Source organism: Pedobacter sp. Hv1, from assembly GCF_001412215.1.
Lineage (GTDB): Bacteria > Bacteroidota > Bacteroidia > Sphingobacteriales > Sphingobacteriaceae > Pedobacter.
This window is the reverse complement of the sequence record NZ_LLWP01000009.1, coordinates 457,948-475,162: the sequence shown is the minus strand read 5'-3', so window position 1 is coordinate 475,162 and position 17,215 is coordinate 457,948. Positions and strand designations below refer to the sequence as shown.

Genomic DNA, 17,215 nt, shown 5'->3' with positions numbered 1-17,215 from the left:
GGGGAGTTAAAAACTCGAACCTGCCTATCATTTCGATAGTGCAGCATTGTTATTTTAAAAGAAAGGTAACTAAGGACTGTTATTTTTTGGTTTATCTACAACTGCAAGATCTGCAACAACTTGGTTCTGTGCTCTGTATTTAGCAACTTGTAGTTTAGGCAATGCTCCTATAGAAGCTAATTCGCTATAAGATAAAAAGAAAGGACTTTGGTAATCATCATTCAGTTGATCAGAATCCTGTGTAATTGTTTGGGTAGAAACCTGTTGTCTGTTACAATAGCGCTCGGTCAATATCCTTAAACTCTCTACTCGCTCAGTTTTGGCAAGGTGAGTTAGGCTAAAAAAAACCAGAGATATGGTAACAATGTGCTTCATTTCTAGCGGCAAATCTAATTTTAATCTTTTACATATAGAAATATGATTGCATCTAAATCTCTTATAACGGTGCTAAAGCGCTTGAGGGCCTAATTTAGGAAATGGGAAATAGGCAATAGTAAATAGATAAACAAATTTACCCCTATTGCCCATTATCTATTCCCTATTTACTGTTGGCTATTTATTTATATTTTATATGTCTTCTAAAAGTAAAGCAATATCTTTGTTGCCATGACAATTTTACTATTAGGTTCTGGTGGAAGAGAATGTGCTTTTGCCTGGAAAATGAGCCAATCTGCTCAATGCTCAAAATTATTTATCGCTCCTGGAAACGCTGGCACTAGTGCTTACGGTAAAAATGTAAACCTCAATCCGAATGATTTTGAGGCTGTAAAGGCATTTGCGCTAAAAGAAGGCGTTGAGCTTTTAGTAGTTGGTCCAGAAGAACCTTTGGTAAATGGTATCCATGATTTTTTTAGCAATGATGAGGCTTTGGCACACATCCCGGTTATTGGTCCTAAAAAGGAAGGCGCTATTTTAGAAGGAAGTAAAGACTTCTCTAAACAATTTATGGAACGCCATGGCATTCCGACAGCAAAATCTAGGTCTTTTAGCAATGAAAACCTAGCAGATGGTTTGGCCTATTTACAAACCCATGCCTTACCTATTGTTTTAAAAGCCGATGGTTTGGCCGCTGGGAAAGGGGTGTTGATTATAGACAATACTGCAGAAGCGCAAGAAGAACTCAAATTAATGTTAGGTGGCAAATTCGGCAATGCCGGAAGCACTGTTGTGGTTGAAGAGTTTTTAACGGGAATTGAACTTTCGGTTTTTGTATTGAGCGATGGACAAAACTATGTGATTTTACCAGAAGCCAAAGACTACAAAAGAATTGGACAAGGCGATACTGGTTTAAATACTGGCGGTATGGGTTCTGTATCTCCGGTTCCATTTGCCAACGAAGCATTTTTAGCCGAAATTAAAACCAGCATTATCCAACCCACTATTGACGGTTTGGTAAAAGATAAAATCGATTATACAGGCTTTATTTTCTTTGGACTAATTAAAGTTGGCGACAAACCTTATGTAATTGAGTACAATTGCCGCATGGGCGACCCTGAAACTGAAAGTGTAATTCCAAGAATTGAGAATGACTTGGTAGAATTGTTTAATGCTTGTGCACAAAAGAAATTAGGCGATTATAAAATCAATATTAGCAATAAAAGTGCGGCAACAGTAATGATTGTTGCAGGTGGCTACCCTGGCGAGTATGAGAAAGGCAAAGCAATTTCTGGTCTAGAAAATCTCCGCGATTCATTGGCTTTCCATGCAGGCACCAATCTAGAAGGTGGAGTAGTTAAAACCAACGGCGGAAGAGTGATTGCCATTACTAGTATTCAAGATAACCAATTTAATGCCTTACAATGTGCTACTGCTGATGCGGCCCGTGTCTATTTTGATGGCAAATATTTTAGAGAAGATATAGGGTTTGATTTGATGTAACTGAACTACTCAAATCTCCTATCCTAAAAAAGCCCCGAAAATTTTTCGGGGCTTTCCTTTTTGTTCATTTTTTTAATCACTTATAGAGATCAATAAAATTGTATAGATTTAGATTACCTAATTATCAATCTTTTAAACCCTATTAAATCAAAAAAATGATGAAAAAAATGAATGTATTAAGTAAAACAGAAATGAAAAAAGTATTGGGAGGTGTTGATAGTATTGATTCCTGTAATGGCATGGGTTGGCAATTTTCATGTGATTGGACATGTCATAATTCTGATCAATCAATACATCTAGGCAGGATGACTTGTAATGAGGCGCAATCTGCTTGTCCATTTGGCGCTATCGACGGAGGAGCTTGCAATGCTTCGTAAGGCATTTAACTTACTCGGCTTAGCATAAAAAAACGGGCTGTCTCTTTTTTATTTTGAGACAGCCCGTTTTTTTTCGGAATTACTTATTTATTTGGTTTTTCCACCTAATAGTTCTGCTAGTTTGGTTTGCAGTTCTTCTCCTCTAAGGTTTTTAGCAACAATTTTACCTGTTGGGTCAACTAGGAAGTTAAAAGGTATACCACCAATGCCATAGCTTTTAGACACTTCATTGTCCCAGCCTTTTAAATCTGAAACGTGAGTCCAAGTTAATTTATCATCTTCGATCGCTTTTAACCAATCTTCTTTGGTCGTTCTGGTTTTTTCAGTCATTCCATCTAAAGAAACACCCAATATTGTAAAATTCTTATCCTTAAATTTATTGTAAGCGATTACAACATTAGGATTTTCTTGTCTGCACGGCCCACACCATGCTGCCCAGAAATCTACCAGTACATATTTACCTTTAAAATCAGATAATTTAACAGGTTTGCCATTTTGGTCATTTTGGGTGAAATCAGTTGTTAAGCCAAGCTGCGTTTTTTTCGCTCCCTGAATTGATTCATCAATATATTTCCCCAAAGCTGTTGTTCTAACTGCAGCAGAATATTTTAAAAACTCTGGCTCTACTACCTTTGGATCAAAATCAGACCCAATTACACTTCTATAAGCTGATAAGCCGATATAAGAGTCACGATTTTCTTCAGCAAACTTTTTAGTCAAAGGCATTCTTTCTTTATTGGCCGCATTATATTTTTCCATAAATGGCTTCATAAAATTTTCATCCTTTTTCTGTTCAGTGGTGTATCCGTTATATTCTTTCATTAACACCGCTACATCAGCATCTATTTTTGTAAATAAGGCTTTAAACCTCGCATTGTCGTCATTAACTTTTGACCCTGTTATTTTTGCTTTTTTAACCGAATCTGGCGCTGTTACATTAATGGTTGCTTTCTCTAAATAAATAGAGAGCTGATCTGCTGGTATCCGTTTTTTAGGATCTGGATTAACCGGAGTAGCATCGTGTTTAATTCTAAGCGTTGCTGTAGTTGGCGATTCTACGTTTCCTTTAAACTCAAAGGCACCTTTGGTTACTGCAGCAGAGTCGATTACCCTGGTTTTACCAGAAGTATAACTTAAATAAGCCATTGCAGGTGCATCTAAGCTACCTACTTTACCTTTAACTATAAAAGCTTGTTGTGCCATTACACCTAGGGGAAGTAGGCAGATAGCAGATAATACTAATTTTTTCATTGGGTTATAAAATTGGGTTTTGGTTATTTTAATCAAATATATAAATTCTGCCGTTTATCAGAGAGGTTTGATGGTCAATTCAACCTCATATTGATGTGTTTATTTGGGGTTTGTAGTACCCGTTTTCAAAAAAAGCCCGGTGACCAGGCTTTTCTCTTTATCGTTGAATGGCTATTTTGTTTTTCCGCCTAATAATTCTTCTAATTTCTCTTCCAGTTTGTCTCCTCTAAGGTTTTTGGCAACAATTTTACCACTTGGATCCATAATGAAATTAAAAGGAATAGCCTGAACTCCATAAAGTTTGGCTGCAGTATTGCCACCTTCTTTTAAGTCCGAAACCTGAGGCCAAGTTAAACCATCATCTTTAACTGCCTTTAACCATTCTGCCTTCTTATTTGGTTCATCAAGTGATACGCCCAATATTTCGAAGTTTCTGTTTTTGTATTTGCTGTAAGCGGCCAATACATGTGGGTTTTCTTGACGACAAGGGCCACACCACGAAGCCCAAAAATCTACCAATACATATTTACCTTTAAGGCTAGACAAGTTTACCGCTTTACCTTCTGGATCATACTGTGTAAAATCTGTAAACATGGTGCCAATCTGAGTTTTTTTAGCCCCATCAATGGCAGTCTGAATATCTTTTCCTACTTGTGTAGCTCTTAAAGCAGCCGAAAATTTGTGGTATTCTGGTTCAACAACGGTAGGGTCAATATCATAACCCATAATGCTCCTGTAAGTTACCAAACCGATGTAGGAATTACGGTTTTCTTCTACAAACTTTTTGTTCATTGGACCTCTCTCTTTATTGGCTGCATTATATCTTGTCATAAATGGCTTCATAAAAGTAGTGTCCTTTCTCTGCTCATTGCTGTAGCCATTATATTCTTTCATTAACGTCTCTACATCGGCATTCATTTTTGCAAATAAGGCTTTATACCTGGCATTGTCATCATTAATTTTCGAGCCAGTTATTTTGGCATTTTTAACAGAATCTTTCGCTGTTACATTAATGGTTGCTTTTTCTAAATACAGTTGCACCACATCTAATGGCACACGTTTTTTAGGGTCTGGATTAACTGGGCTAGCATCATGTTTAATTCTAATAGATGCCATAGTTGGCGACTCTATGTTTCCTTTAAACTCAAAGGCACCTTTGGTTACGGTAGCAGAATCGCTTACTTTTGTTTTACCAACACTGTAAGTTAAATAAGCTTTTGCAGGTGCATTTAAGTTCCCTACTTTACCTTTAATGGTAAAAGCCTCTTGCGCCATTAAGCCTATCGGAAGTAGGCAGATAGCAGATAATAATAGTTTTTTCATGGTTAAATTTTTAGATTGTTAATACGCATTGCAAAAAATGCGGGTTCGGTCACTTATATGTTTTTTTAGGTAGATGTTGTTCAATATCTATTATAAATTAAAAGACAAGCCGTTTACTGAGTCAGGATTTCAACAAAATAGTAATCCTTTAACTCTTTATTTTGGGTGAGATATCTGGCTAATCTTTTGATAGATGAACCGATTTATGCAGCATCTTTTATTTTTAATAAAAATGAGCATTACAGCTAATAAAACCAATAGACCTTAATTATTCCATAAATTTTATGGATATTTGAGTTTTATTTATTCTTTTTTTCAGTTTTATACCACTTTCTAACCAAATTGTATTTGTTTTTTTCATTTTACAGCCACAACAATGACTCAAAAAAACTTAGATTCTGTTGATTTAGAGATTCTTAACCTCCTGCAACACGATGCCTCTTTAACCAATAAAGAGATTGCAATGAAATTATATAAATCTATAGCTACCATACACGAGCGTATTAGGCGATTAAAGGAACAAGGTTATATCAAAAAGATTGTGGCCATTCTGGACAGAAAAAAAATCAATAAAAATTTGATCGCCTTTTCGCATGTATTATTAAAAGACCATACCGCTACCACCCTAAACAGATTTGAAACCGAGGTGTCGAAATTTAGCGAGGTGATGGAGTGCCTGCAAATGACTGGCGCACACGATTTCATTCTGCGTATTGCCACCACAGACATGGATGCCTATCATCAATTTTTAAGAAATAAATTAGCTACGCTAGAAAACATTACCACGGTTCAGAGTTATTTTGTGCTCTCCGAACCAAAAAGCGAAACAGCTTATCCGCTAACTTAATTTCTGGTAGGTACGCCACCACAAATCTGGCATTTCGCCATTTACTGCGGTATTGTAATCGTCGTATCGACAAGGCACCAAATGATATCTTTCATTTTTAGAGATGCCCGAAGGATATGGCACCTGCATCCACCAACGATCTGAACGCTTGCTTTTTACAAAACTCATCTCTCCAGAACCGTCTTTTAAACTTGCCCTATAAATGATATATTGAGATTTTGGCGTCAATGGAAAATCTTGCTTGCGGCTATAGTATCCATCAATAAAATACCAAACCATTTGTGCCAATAACATGGCACTTTGCCCATTGCGGTCATAAGCAGGGTTAAATTCATAGAAACCGATAGAGGTTAGTTTGTCGTTCATTCCTGCATAACGGGTAATCCTACAGGCATCTTCTCCGTAAAACCCATTCGGGCCAGCATTGATATTGGCTCCGGCATCGCCAGAACGAATGGCCCCCATATCAAAACTGATCATGTTCGCATTGCGCAAAATAGGTTCTGTTAAGGTAATATCGGGCAAAAACTCGCCCAAACGGTGCACATCAAAATAGAGCTTATCCATTACTTTCAAGCTATCTTGGTTTACAAAATAAGTTTGATAGCCAATATTGCTAAAGTTGAAGAGATAGTTTGGTTGGTGCAGAAAAACCTTGCTCAAATAAGAATTGGAAGTGGTTGCAATGCCTTCGTGACCATCTTCATCCAAATCAAATTTCGAATCGATGACTACCAAATCTACTTTTTGCTCTAAATGCTCATAGGCCATGTACTGCGCATAGGTAATGTCTTGTCCACCACCAATAATTACCGGCAGAATATTCAGCTTAACCAATTCGGCCACTACGGTCTTCACTGCAAAATAGGTATCAGATATTTCTTTACCAGCAATAATGTTTCCCAAATCAACAATCTTACTTACAAAAGCCCCTTCATTTAAGGTATAAAATTGTTCGCGAAAGTGATCTGCGGCCAAAGCACAACCATTATTATTTACTGCTCCCCGATCGTCTTTCACCCCAAAAATGGCAATATCGAAGGCTTTATCCTCTAATTCTGGAAAGCGATCGGTATAGAAATTGGCCTTTAATCCGAGCTGACTAGTATAAAACCCTTGTTTAGGACTAAACTTTTCTGGATTAATGGGTGAAAAAAAATCTGATAAAGACATAAAGCGGTATAAATGTTTGGCATCAAATATCTATTTTTGAGCGCATATATTAATGAACATCCTAAAAAAAATGAACCATACATCTTTAAATACATGAAGAATCGGTCATTTAAACAGGGAGAAGCTCCATCTGACAGATGAAAACAAGAGAACAAACAGATGAAATGATATTGGTAACTGGAGCAACTGGGTTTTTAGGAACAGAATTAATCAATCAATTAACCGCTCAAAATTTAAGGGTTCGCGCTTTAAAAAGAAGCACTTCCACTATTCCGCAGCTACTAGAAGGCAATGCGCTGGTTGAGTGGTTTGTTGCCGACATTAATGAGCCTGAAACTTTAGCCGATGCTTTCGAAGATATTACCCAAGTTTATCATTGTGCGGCATTTATTTCATTTGATCCTAAAGATAAATCCAAGCTTTTAAAAATCAATATCGAAGGTACTTCTAACATTGTCAATCTGTGTATTCACCATCAGGCTCGTTTGGTTCATGTAAGCTCTATTGCAGCTTTGGGCAATGCCAAAAAGGGAGAACAAATTACAGAGAAAGATTTTTGGGAATATGATGCCCATGTACATGCCTATGCCATTTCTAAATACGAAGGAGAAATGGAAGTTTGGCGTGGCATTGCCGAAGGTTTAGATGCCGTTATTGTCAACCCTGCTGTAATTATTGGGAAAAACGCTGGTTTTACGGGCAGCGGCGCCATTTTTAAATTGGTTAAAGATGGGCTTAAATTTTATACTGATGGCGCAACCGGCATTGTAGATGTAGAAGATGTTGCCAAAAGTATGATTGCATTAATGAATAGCGAAATCAGTTCAGAACGTTACACGCTTTCTGCAGACAACCTCAACTACAAAGATTTTTTTGCCGAAATTGCCAAAGGTTTCGAAATGAAGGCACCAGCTACCGAAGCCAAGCCTTGGATGTTGGGCATTGCCTGGAGAGCAGCCAAGTTGGCCTCTTGGTTTACGGGCAAGGCGCCTGCTTTAACCAGAGATGCGGCCAGAAGTAGTTTTAATTTAAGCTACTACAACAATACGAAGATCAAAAACGCCATCCATATTCACTTTAAACCTTTAAAAGAGAGCATTCTTGAAGTTTGCCAAGCTTTGAAATAACCATCCATGGAACAAAAGAACTTTTACATCATCGATTTCGACAGTACTTTTACACAGGTAGAAGCTTTAGATGAACTGGCCCGTATCTCTTTAAACAAACATCCCGATAAGGAAGCCATCTTTAAAAAGATTGAAGATTATACCAATTTGGCCATGGAAGGCAAATTATCGTTTTCAGAAAGTTTGGCCCAACGTGTAAAACTATTGGAAGCCAACGAAGATCATCTAAAACAATTGATTACCCGTTTAAAAAAGAAGGTTTCTAGTTCATTCTCTCGAAATGCAGCATTCTTTAAAAAACACGCAGATGAGGTACTGATTGTTTCTGGTGGGTTTAAAGAATTTATTACTCCAGTGGTAAGCCAATACCACATTAAAAAGGAAAACATTTACGCCAACACTTTTGTAACTACTGGTGATGGAAAAATTATAGATTACGACCATGCCAACCCTTTAAGTGAAGAAGGTGGAAAAGTGAAATTGATGCGTCAAATGGATTTAAAAGGTAACTTATATGGCATTGGCGATGGCTATTCAGATTTTCAGTTGCGCGAAAGTGGATTGATCAAAAAATTTTTTGCCTTTACAGAAAATATAGCCAGAGAAAGCATTGTTTCAAAAGCCGACCATGTTACCCCAAGCTTTGATGAGTTTTTGTATGTAAACAATTTGCCAAGGGCGATATCGTACCCAAAAAACAGGATTCTTTGTTTAGTAATTGGCGATGTACCCAAAGAAAGTATTGCTTTGCTTAAAAGGGACGGTTTCTCGATCAGACATAAAACTTCTTTCGAAGAAAAATATGTGGCCGATGTGGGCATGATTTTATTGGCCGATGGCGAAAAGCTTGAAAATGAAAAATTAGCCCGTGCAGTTAAACTTAAAACCATTGGTTACTTGGGGAGTGCTAAAAACAAATTTTCGTTTCAAACCTGTACTGAAATGGGCATTGTGGTTTTTGACGATGTAAAAAGCAACCCAAGAAGTGCTACGTTTATTCCAAAAAGGGTAATCGATTTCATGAACAAGGGCACGACCTATATGAGCAGCAATTTTCCAAATCTGCAATTACCGGCTATCGATAAATCGCATCGTTTAATCCATATCCACAAAAACGTGCCGGGTATTATGGCGCAGATCAATACCATTTTTGCCAAGCATAACATCAACATTGTGGGCCAATTTTTAATGACCAACGCTACATTGGGTTATGCCATTACCGATATCAACGCAGAATATGATAAACAACTTTTCAAATCTTTGAAAAAGATAGAGAACACCATTAAGTTTAGGGTTTTATATTAATATATAAATTCAAAATTATTTCTTTTTCGCCTCCCATATTCTGATCTGACGATAAGTACCTAGATATCTTATTTCCAAAAGTGTTGTAAAAGTGAAATATTTTGCAACCTACTTTGAATTTCGTGGTCTAATTAAGGTATGGGGAATGAAACCAACCTATTTTCTGATAGACTATTGGTAGATAAGATATTGAATGGCAACACTCAATTATTCGCTATAGTTGTTAAAAATACAGAAAGACTGGTTGCGCAAATTGTTCGAAAAATGGTTGCAAATGAGGAAAATCAAAAAGACCTAGTACAAGATATTTATCTAAAGGCCTATCAAAAGTTGCCATTATTTAAGTTTGAGTGCAAGTTATCAACCTGGCTTGCTACAATTGCTTACAATACAACTGTAAATTACTTGGAAAAGAAAAGAATTCCGCTGTGTGACATTGAGGAAGTAGAAGAAAATACAATCTTAATGGCTGAAAACATAGAGACTGAGATTTTCAAAAATGAAGTCAATAAATTACTCTCCAAAGAGATTAGGAAGCTACCCCCATTATATCAAACATTAATATCACTTTATCATATAGAAGAATTGCCCAATAAAGAAATTGCAGAAATCACCAATTTGCCAGAAGGGACGATTAAAAGCTACTTATACCGAGCTAGAAAAATACTCAGAGAAAATATTGAGAAAAATTACAAAATGAATTGTTATGAAAAATGACCACCTTACTGATAATGATATACAAGCTCATGTTTTCAACAAAGTATCAGAGGATGATATAGTTTTACATATTTCGACATGCACTGTCTGCAAAGCTAAAGTAACATCATATCAAGCTTTACTACATGCGATTGATGAAATTGAGCCTGAAACATTTCCATTTGATACCACAAGACTTGCAATGCTTAAAATTGAGCAATTTAAAAATAAGAAGTCAACAACCGCTAGTTACATTCTATATGCATTTCTAGGGATTTTTATTTTAACTGTTTTCGTAGTTTGCATTCCTTATATAACACCCATTTTTAAGACTTTTCAAGAGATGAATAACATTACAAATGCATTTGTAATTGTGTCTACCTTGAGTGTTCTTATTTTCTTCTTGACAGTAACTTTCAGACAATACAAGCAGAAAATTATATTACTTACAGCATAAAGTTTGCAACCGAAATAAAAGTCGTCGGTCTAATTAGATAGCATTCAAAAATAGATCATATGAAAAAAATAATGTTAAGCAGTATCAGCTTTTTATCTCCAATTCTTCTTTTTTCACAGGAGAAACCCATTGTTACTGCTTCAGTAGATTCTAATCTAGAGCTAAACAAGTTAATCTTAGCTGATAAAAGCTTTCAAGTTGAACCGTTTTTACCCGTGCTTTCAATCGGACTATTGATTTATTTTATAATTTATTTGGTAAAATTCATTCTAGAACATCGGTTAAAAAACAAAATTATTGATCTTGGAATTTCTGAGCAATTGTCAGCTTCCATTCTTGAAAAAAACGGGAAAAACAAGTACGATGATGCCATGAAATTAGCCATTATATGCTTTGGCATTGGAACTGGTTTAATTATCACCTATTACACAATGCCGTTGAACATTCATTCTTTGGCTATCATGGCATTTAGTGTTGGTGCCAGTTATCTAAGCTATTTCTTCTATTTAAAAAATCAGCAAAAGTAGTTCCATTCAATTAAATTCCTGGGAATATCACCTCCATCTTCCGATGGAAAGTGAAAGATATTGCCTTTTAAAAAGTAAAATCAATTTAAAAACATAAAACAATGAAATATAAAATCGCAATCATTTTCTTGTTCGCAAGTTCTACACTTTTTGGACAAAACAACATTCAAAGAATAGACAGCTTGCTAATTTCCTTATATAAAAAAGGACGAATAAATGGTAATGTACTCATTGCCGACAAGGACCAAATCATTTATAGTAAAAGCTTCGGCTTTGCTAATGAAGCCACTAAAGAAAAATTAACTGAAAACTCCGTTTTTGATTTAGCTTCGGTATCCAAACAATTTACAGCGTTAGGCATTATGCTGTTAAAAGAAAAAGGGATCCTAAACCTGGATGAGCCTTTTTCCACATACATTCCCGAGCTCTCCTCTTATAAAGGCATTACCGTAAAACACTTGCTCAACCATACTGGAGGTTTACCTGATTACATGGATATTTTTAATAAAACATTCGACAAAACTAAAATAGCTACTAACAATGACATTATAGCTCATTTTTCTAAAGAAAAACCCAAAGTATTGTTTGTTCCTAATTCGAGATGGGAATATAGCAATACCGGATACGCATTATTAGCAAGTATTATCGAAAGAGTTTCTGGATTGAAATATCGTGATTTTATGACTAAGCATATTTTTAAACCCTTAGAAATGAGTAATACGTTTGTGCAAAACGGTAACAACCCATTACCTAATATTAAAAACCTGGCGTATTCTTATGCCTTTTCAGATAGCTTGAAAAAATTAGTCCTTACGGATGAATTGAAAGAATATAATGATCAAAAAATGCTTAGCGGTGTTGTTGGTGATGGTGGAATATTTTCTAATGTGATCGATTTACTAAAATGGGATAGAGCGCTGTATGATAATCGACTTATCTCGACAGCTGTAAAAAAAGAAATGTTCAAACCAGCTATTCTGGCTAATGGTTCAACTTTTGAATATGGTTATGGTTTCCAATTGGATAGTAGCAAAGTATTTGGAAAGATAATTTCGCACACTGGTGGTTGGGGTGGATATCTCACGTTAAACGAATTACATGTTAACAGTGGTAAAACAATCATCATACTTTTCAATCATGAAAGCTCTGAAATTATCAACAAAAGTATACGTTACACGTTATATGGATTACAGGAGCCAAACCCAACTGGTAAAAAAGAAATAACCTTAACTCCAGAACAGCTTAATAAAGTTGTTGGAGCCTACAAAATTCAAGAAGGAATGGAGTTTTTCATTACTTTAAAGGGCGGTGTGCCCTATGCATCTATGACAAACCAAACGCCTTTAAGAATTTATCCTGTAAGTGATACTTTATTTTTCTTAAAAGAATTTGATGCGACGATTCTATTTGAGAAGGACGAAAAAAGAAATATATACAAGCTTACTTTTTCTCAGGGAAAAGGTAAAATGGAAGCAAAAAGGATTAAGTAACTGTGAGCTAAATAAAATTACGCGAGAAACAATGTAGATGTAGACTTCCTTAAACATTAAAGCTTGCTGTTTCACGCGTATTCAATCAATATATTGAAGCTATTAAAAACTTAGGTTAGATGCTCTAGAAATATGGTTAACTATTTTTGTTAACCATATTTCTACCCAATAATACAGCTTTCAATCTAAACAATGGTTTATTCCAATTAATTGGATAACTTTGAACAAAGCAAAAACAAGCTGTTTTAATTTATGTCACTTTCATTGTGGATACAAATTTTCAATTTCTCTCTTATCATAGATAGGCCCAGCTAGTTAGTTGATTAGTAAAACAATTATTGTTGCAGGTTAAATTTTGCGACCATTTTAATTATCACTAATCATTATCATTCATGGATTTTACACCAGAAATAAAAGACAAACTACACAAGCTTCAAGAAAAATATGAAGCCATGGGCCAAGATATGGCTTCTTACCTTGATGGCCTGTTATATGCCGATTTTTTAACCTATTGGGACTACATCCATTTGGATACCCTATTGAGCTTACAAAGTCCCAAAACACCTTTCCCAGATGAAGAGATCTTCATCATGTACCACCAGATTACTGAGCTTTACTTTAAGCTTGCCTTACACGAGTGTAAACAGGTTTCTACACATCCTGAACTGACGGTTCAATTTTTTACCGACCGTATAAAAAGAATCAATGCCTATTTCAATGCCTTAACCACCTCTTTTGAGGTAATGGTAAACGGTATGGAAAAAGAACAGTTCTTAAAGTTCCGCATGTCTTTATTGCCTGCTAGTGGTTTTCAATCAGGCCAATACAGAATGATCGAGATCTGCGCTACAGACTTTAACCGATTGGTAGATAAAAGCAAACGCGAAGAATTGACCAACAGCAGCATCGAAGAAAAGTTCGAATACATCTATTGGAAATTTGGCGCTACAGAATTGGCTACCGGCAAACAAACCTTAACCTTAAAACAGTTCATTAAAAAATATGCTGCAGAGTTTTTGGCCTTGGCCAAAGAGAGAGAGTTCAGTAATTTTTCGGCTTTATACCATCAATTAGCTGCTAAAGGCGAAGATGTAAGCCAACTTGCAGAAGAGTTGCGCAAATTAGACCTTTACGTAAATGTAGAGTGGCCACTATCGCATTACAAATCGGCAGTTCGGTATTTAGAAAAAGATCCTGTAGATATTGCTGCAACTGGTGGAACCAACTGGCAGAAATACTTACCTCCGCGTTTTCAGAAACGTATTTTCTATCCGTTTTTATGGACTACAGAACAAATGGAAGAATGGGGTAAAGGATGGGTGCTTAGTGTATTACAAACACTTCGAAACGAAAAATAAGTTGCGTTTAAACCTGTTTTTTCGTACTTTTGTATCAAATTAATACCTAAGGCAGTGATAGATACTTTACAGATTAAGATTACAAAAAACAGCAACTCTAGGTTGGCTGAAACTGAGTTTAAAGATATCCCTTTTGGAAAAATTTTTACAGACCACATGTTTGTAGCAGATTTTGAAGATGGAGAATGGAAAAATTTCGAGATTTTACCATACGGTCCAATTCCAATGAGCCCGGCAATTTCTGCCCTACACTATGGGCAGGCCATTTTTGAAGGCATGAAGGCCTATCGCCTGCCGAGTGGCGAGATCAGCATTTTTAGAGCCGACAAGAATTTTGAACGCTTTAATATTTCTGCAGATCGCATGGCGATGCCAACAATACCCGAAGAAATTTTTATGCAAGGTATTGCTACATTGATCAATATGGATAGAGACTGGGTGCCAACACAAGAAAACTATGCTTTGTACCTTAGACCTGTAATGTTTGCAACCGACGATTCTTTAGGCGTTAGAGCAAGTTCAAATTACAAATTTGTGGTTTTGGCTTCCCCAACTGGCCCTTATTATACCAAAGCATTAAAGGTAAAAATTGAAACTAAATATACCCGTGCAAACGAAGGTGGTGTTGGTTATGCCAAAACTGCTGGTAATTATGCCCGTTCTTTATACCCATTTGCGCAGGCCCAAAAAGAAGGGTTTGATCAATTGATCTGGACCGATTCGGCTACCCATAGTTTTGTTGAAGAATCTGGTGCTGCCAATGTGATGTTTGTTTTAGATGGCAAATTAATTACAGCCGCAGTTGGCGAAACCATTTTAAATGGCGTAACCCGCGATACCATTATTGCTTTGGCAAAAGACAAAGGCATTACCGTTGAAGAAAGAAAAGTTACCGTTGCAGAGATTATTGCAGGTGCAAAAAATGGAACATTAACAGAAGCTTTTGCAGTAGGTACCGCAGCAACAGTTACCCAAATAGGCGAAATTGGCTACGAAGGTGAACTTTATCAATTGAGCGATAGCAGTACCCGTACCATTTCTACTGGCATTGCCAAAGAATTGAACGAAATTCGCAATGGTTTAGCTGCCGATAAATTTGGCTGGAACTGGATTGTTTAAAAGCTAAAGATAACTTACAAGCGTTTCGATTTAAAAATCGAAACGCTTTTTTTATGCCCCATGGGTAACAACTGTAACACAATTTTTGATAACCTCTTACAATTGGTAATTTCGACTTTCCAAATTTTAAACCATGAATAAATCACTACTCTTCGGCTTAGCCATGAGCTTATGTTTAAGCACTTCGATCCAAGCCCAACAAAAAAGATTGTCTCAGGCACAAGCCTTGGGTACACAAGCCTCTTTAACCAAAACCATGAACCCTACTATGGGTTGGAGCGATGGCACGCATTACATTGAAATGGATAGCAAAGAACGTAAAATGTATGCAGTTGATATTGCTACAGGTACGCGTACTGCTTATACCCCACCTCCAAAAAGCGATGTAAATGTGATGATCAAAGACAAAGATGTTTATATCCAGTATGGAAAAGAAGAAGCCAAACGTTTAACCAATAACCCTGCAGAAGAACTGAACCCAACTTTATCTCCTGATGGAAAATATGTAGCTTTTACAAGAAACAGCGATTTATATGCGGTTGAAGTGGCTACAGGTAAAGAGACCCGTTATACTTCAGATGCTACCGATGTTATTTACAACGGTTATTCTTCTTGGGTGTATTTTGAAGAGATTTTAGGCCGTGCTACCAGATATAAAGCTTTCTGGTGGGCACCAGATAGTCAACACTTGGCATTTATGCGTTTTGACGATACCAAAGTGCCGATGTTCCCAATTAATGGCTCAACTGGACAGCATGGTTATGTAGAAAAAACACGTTACCCAAAAGCGGGCGATCCAAACCCAGAAGTAAAAGTTGGTTTTGTACCTACACAAGGTGGAAAAGTAGTTTGGGCAGATTTTAATGAAAAAGATGACCAATATTTTGGCACACCTTATTGGAGCTTTGATGGCAAAACCATGATGGTACAATGGCTTAACCGTGGTCAGGATAATTTAAAATTCTATTCGGTTGACCCTATAACCGGTGCAAAAAAGGAGATTTACGACGAGAAACAATCTTCTTGGGTAGATTTAGATTTTGATGGTAGAATTGAATACCTGGGCGATAACAAACACTATATCCTTAAAAGCGATAGAACCGGGTGGGCACATTTTTACTTGTATACTTTAGATGGCAAACTGATTAACCCAATAACTAGTGGCAATTGGCAGGTAAGCAACTTATTGTATACCGATGAGAAAAATAAAGTGATCTATTTTACCGCCCGCAAAGAAGCAAGTACACGTACAGATTTATACAGTGTAAGTTATAATGGAAAGAATTTAAAACGTTTAACTTTTGGCGACTATACCCACCAAGTACAGTTATCGCCAGATGGAAAATATTTTATCACTACCTACTCTAATGTAGCCACCCCTCCAAAACGTACTTTATTAAGCAATACCGGAAAAATTATCAAAGAGCTTGGCGATAGCAAGGCTGATGATTTTGACCAATACATTTATGGCAAAACCGAATTGATTTTTATTCCTTCTGAAGATGGAAAATACCAATTGCCTGCAACCATCACCTACCCAACAGATTTCGACAAAACCAAAAGATACCCAGTTGTTTTCAGTATTTATGGTGGACCAAACGCAGGTACAGTTACCAATACTTGGAAAGGTACCAGCAACCAATGGTGGGCTAATGAAGGCATTATCCAGATTGCGGTAGACCACCGTGCTTCTGGCCAATTTGGTAAAGAGGGTGTAGCCTTAATGCACCGTAATTTAGGCAAGTGGGAAATGAAAGATTATAGTACTGCTGCTAAATGGTTAAAAGCCCAAACATGGGTCGACAATAAAAAATTATTGATCACTGGCCATAGTTATGGTGGCTACATGAGTGCTTTAGCTTTAACGATGGGCGCTGATGATTTTGATTTCGGTTACGCAGGTGCACCAGTTACCAGTTGGGAATTATATGATACACATTATGTAGAACGCTTTATGGATACTCCACAAGAAAACCCAGAAGGTTATAAAGCGGCATCAGTTTTAACTTATGTAGACAAATACAAAGGGCTATTGCGCATTATGCATGGCGATATGGATGACAATGTACACGTACAGAACACCATCCAATTGGTTGATAAATTGACCAACACCAACAAACATTTCGAACTGATGATTTATCCAGGAAGCAGACATGGTTTTGGCCCTTCTAAAGCTGGTCACGACCGTGCAGAAAGATATCGTTTCTATTATCAGAACCTATTGAACAAACCAGTTCCAGAGGGTTTGATCAAATAAACAAAAAGCCCCGCTCTACATGCGGGGCTT

General features: G+C 36.7%; 16 protein-coding genes. 12 read left to right on the top strand and 4 right to left on the bottom strand.

What is annotated here, in order from left to right; translation table 11 throughout:
* Positions 1-69 precede the first annotated feature (69 nt).
* Positions 70-375, bottom strand: a complete 306-nt coding sequence (locus tag AQF98_RS18240) for a hypothetical protein (RefSeq protein ID WP_055133394.1) — start codon at positions 373-375, stop codon at positions 70-72.
* A gap of 231 nt (positions 376-606) precedes the next feature.
* Between AQF98_RS18240 and purD the strand changes: the two genes are divergently transcribed.
* Complete coding sequence (gene purD, locus AQF98_RS18235) at positions 607-1,878, top strand: phosphoribosylamine--glycine ligase (RefSeq protein ID WP_055133393.1); 1,272 nt, start codon at positions 607-609, stop codon at positions 1,876-1,878.
* 155 nt (positions 1,879-2,033) lie between these two features.
* Positions 2,034-2,255 carry a hypothetical protein gene (locus AQF98_RS18230; RefSeq protein ID WP_055133392.1) on the top strand — a complete coding sequence of 74 codons (222 nt, stop codon included), beginning with the start codon at positions 2,034-2,036 and terminating at the stop codon, positions 2,253-2,255.
* Positions 2,256-2,342: 87 nt separating this feature from the next.
* Here the strand turns inward: AQF98_RS18230 and AQF98_RS18225 are convergent, their stop codons facing one another.
* Entirely contained in the window at positions 2,343-3,506 is a 1,164-nt protein-coding gene (locus tag AQF98_RS18225; protein WP_055133566.1) for a TlpA disulfide reductase family protein, read from the bottom strand.
* Positions 3,507-3,677: 171 nt separating this feature from the next.
* Positions 3,678-4,829 (bottom strand): TlpA disulfide reductase family protein, encoded by a 1,152-nt coding sequence (locus AQF98_RS18220; RefSeq protein WP_055133391.1) that lies wholly within the window; start codon positions 4,827-4,829, stop codon positions 3,678-3,680.
* A gap of 376 nt (positions 4,830-5,205) precedes the next feature.
* Between AQF98_RS18220 and AQF98_RS18215 the strand changes: the two genes are divergently transcribed.
* The gene (locus AQF98_RS18215) at positions 5,206-5,676 is read left to right on the top strand and encodes an Lrp/AsnC family transcriptional regulator (RefSeq protein ID WP_055133390.1); all 471 of its coding nucleotides are present in this window, start codon (positions 5,206-5,208) and stop codon (positions 5,674-5,676) included.
* Here the strand turns inward: AQF98_RS18215 and AQF98_RS18210 are convergent.
* The gene (locus tag AQF98_RS18210; RefSeq protein ID WP_055133389.1) at positions 5,668-6,849 is read right to left on the bottom strand and encodes a formimidoylglutamase; all 1,182 of its coding nucleotides are present in this window, start codon (positions 6,847-6,849) and stop codon (positions 5,668-5,670) included. The genes AQF98_RS18215 and AQF98_RS18210 overlap by 9 nt on opposite strands.
* A 137-nt stretch (positions 6,850-6,986) precedes the next feature.
* On the opposite strand from AQF98_RS18210, the gene AQF98_RS18205 reads away from it, so the two are divergent.
* The 9 genes from AQF98_RS18205 to AQF98_RS18165 all read left to right on the top strand — a co-directional run bounded on the left by AQF98_RS18205 (position 6,987) and on the right by AQF98_RS18165 (position 17,185).
* The gene (locus AQF98_RS18205; RefSeq protein WP_369816940.1) at positions 6,987-7,976 is read left to right on the top strand and encodes an NAD-dependent epimerase/dehydratase family protein; all 990 of its coding nucleotides are present in this window, start codon (positions 6,987-6,989) and stop codon (positions 7,974-7,976) included.
* Positions 7,977-7,982: 6 nt separating this feature from the next.
* Positions 7,983-9,281, top strand: a complete 1,299-nt coding sequence (locus AQF98_RS18200; RefSeq protein ID WP_055133388.1) for an HAD-IB family phosphatase — start codon at positions 7,983-7,985, stop codon at positions 9,279-9,281.
* Positions 9,282-9,419: 138 nt separating this feature from the next.
* Positions 9,420-9,998: an RNA polymerase sigma factor gene (locus AQF98_RS18195; RefSeq protein WP_055133387.1), complete on the top strand. Its 579-nt coding sequence runs from the start codon at positions 9,420-9,422 to the stop codon at positions 9,996-9,998.
* The gene (locus tag AQF98_RS18190) at positions 9,988-10,434 is read left to right on the top strand and encodes a hypothetical protein (RefSeq protein WP_055133386.1); all 447 of its coding nucleotides are present in this window, start codon (positions 9,988-9,990) and stop codon (positions 10,432-10,434) included. Before AQF98_RS18195 ends, AQF98_RS18190 begins: the two co-directional genes overlap by 11 nt.
* 59 nt (positions 10,435-10,493) lie before the next feature.
* Entirely contained in the window at positions 10,494-10,961 is a 468-nt protein-coding gene (locus AQF98_RS18185; RefSeq protein WP_055133385.1) for a hypothetical protein, read from the top strand.
* Between the two features lie 101 nt (positions 10,962-11,062).
* Positions 11,063-12,451 carry a serine hydrolase gene (locus AQF98_RS18180; protein WP_055133384.1) on the top strand — a complete coding sequence of 463 codons (1,389 nt, stop codon included), beginning with the start codon at positions 11,063-11,065 and terminating at the stop codon, positions 12,449-12,451.
* A gap of 392 nt (positions 12,452-12,843) precedes the next feature.
* Positions 12,844-13,809 carry a tryptophan 2,3-dioxygenase family protein gene (locus AQF98_RS18175; RefSeq protein WP_055133383.1) on the top strand — a complete coding sequence of 322 codons (966 nt, stop codon included), beginning with the start codon at positions 12,844-12,846 and terminating at the stop codon, positions 13,807-13,809.
* A 54-nt stretch (positions 13,810-13,863) separates the two neighbouring features.
* Positions 13,864-14,928 (top strand): branched-chain amino acid aminotransferase, encoded by a 1,065-nt coding sequence (locus tag AQF98_RS18170; RefSeq protein WP_055133382.1) that lies wholly within the window; start codon positions 13,864-13,866, stop codon positions 14,926-14,928.
* A gap of 133 nt (positions 14,929-15,061) precedes the next feature.
* A complete protein-coding gene (locus AQF98_RS18165; RefSeq protein ID WP_055133381.1) occupies positions 15,062-17,185 on the top strand; it encodes a S9 family peptidase in 2,124 nt (707 codons plus the stop codon).
* Positions 17,186-17,215 lie beyond the last annotated feature (30 nt).

Coding starts and splice junctions, on each gene's coding strand:
- AQF98_RS18225 (WP_055133566.1), bottom strand. CDS start 3,506: ATGAAAAAATTAGTATTATCTGCTATCTGCCTACTTCCCCTAGGTGTA.
- AQF98_RS18240 (WP_055133394.1), bottom strand. CDS start 375: ATGAAGCACATTGTTACCATATCTCTGGTTTTTTTTAGCCTAACTCAC.
- AQF98_RS18165 (WP_055133381.1), top strand. CDS start 15,062: ATGAATAAATCACTACTCTTCGGCTTAGCCATGAGCTTATGTTTAAGC.
- AQF98_RS18220 (WP_055133391.1), bottom strand. CDS start 4,829: ATGAAAAAACTATTATTATCTGCTATCTGCCTACTTCCGATAGGCTTA.
- AQF98_RS18205 (WP_369816940.1), top strand. CDS start 6,987: ATGAAAACAAGAGAACAAACAGATGAAATGATATTGGTAACTGGAGCA.
- AQF98_RS18210 (WP_055133389.1), bottom strand. CDS start 6,849: ATGTCTTTATCAGATTTTTTTTCACCCATTAATCCAGAAAAGTTTAGT.
- AQF98_RS18195 (WP_055133387.1), top strand. CDS start 9,420: ATGGGGAATGAAACCAACCTATTTTCTGATAGACTATTGGTAGATAAG.
- AQF98_RS18230 (WP_055133392.1), top strand. CDS start 2,034: ATGATGAAAAAAATGAATGTATTAAGTAAAACAGAAATGAAAAAAGTA.
- AQF98_RS18190 (WP_055133386.1), top strand. CDS start 9,988: ATGAAAAATGACCACCTTACTGATAATGATATACAAGCTCATGTTTTC.
- AQF98_RS18180 (WP_055133384.1), top strand. CDS start 11,063: ATGAAATATAAAATCGCAATCATTTTCTTGTTCGCAAGTTCTACACTT.
- AQF98_RS18185 (WP_055133385.1), top strand. CDS start 10,494: ATGAAAAAAATAATGTTAAGCAGTATCAGCTTTTTATCTCCAATTCTT.
- AQF98_RS18215 (WP_055133390.1), top strand. CDS start 5,206: ATGACTCAAAAAAACTTAGATTCTGTTGATTTAGAGATTCTTAACCTC.
- purD (WP_055133393.1), top strand. CDS start 607: ATGACAATTTTACTATTAGGTTCTGGTGGAAGAGAATGTGCTTTTGCC.
- AQF98_RS18200 (WP_055133388.1), top strand. CDS start 7,983: ATGGAACAAAAGAACTTTTACATCATCGATTTCGACAGTACTTTTACA.
- AQF98_RS18175 (WP_055133383.1), top strand. CDS start 12,844: ATGGATTTTACACCAGAAATAAAAGACAAACTACACAAGCTTCAAGAA.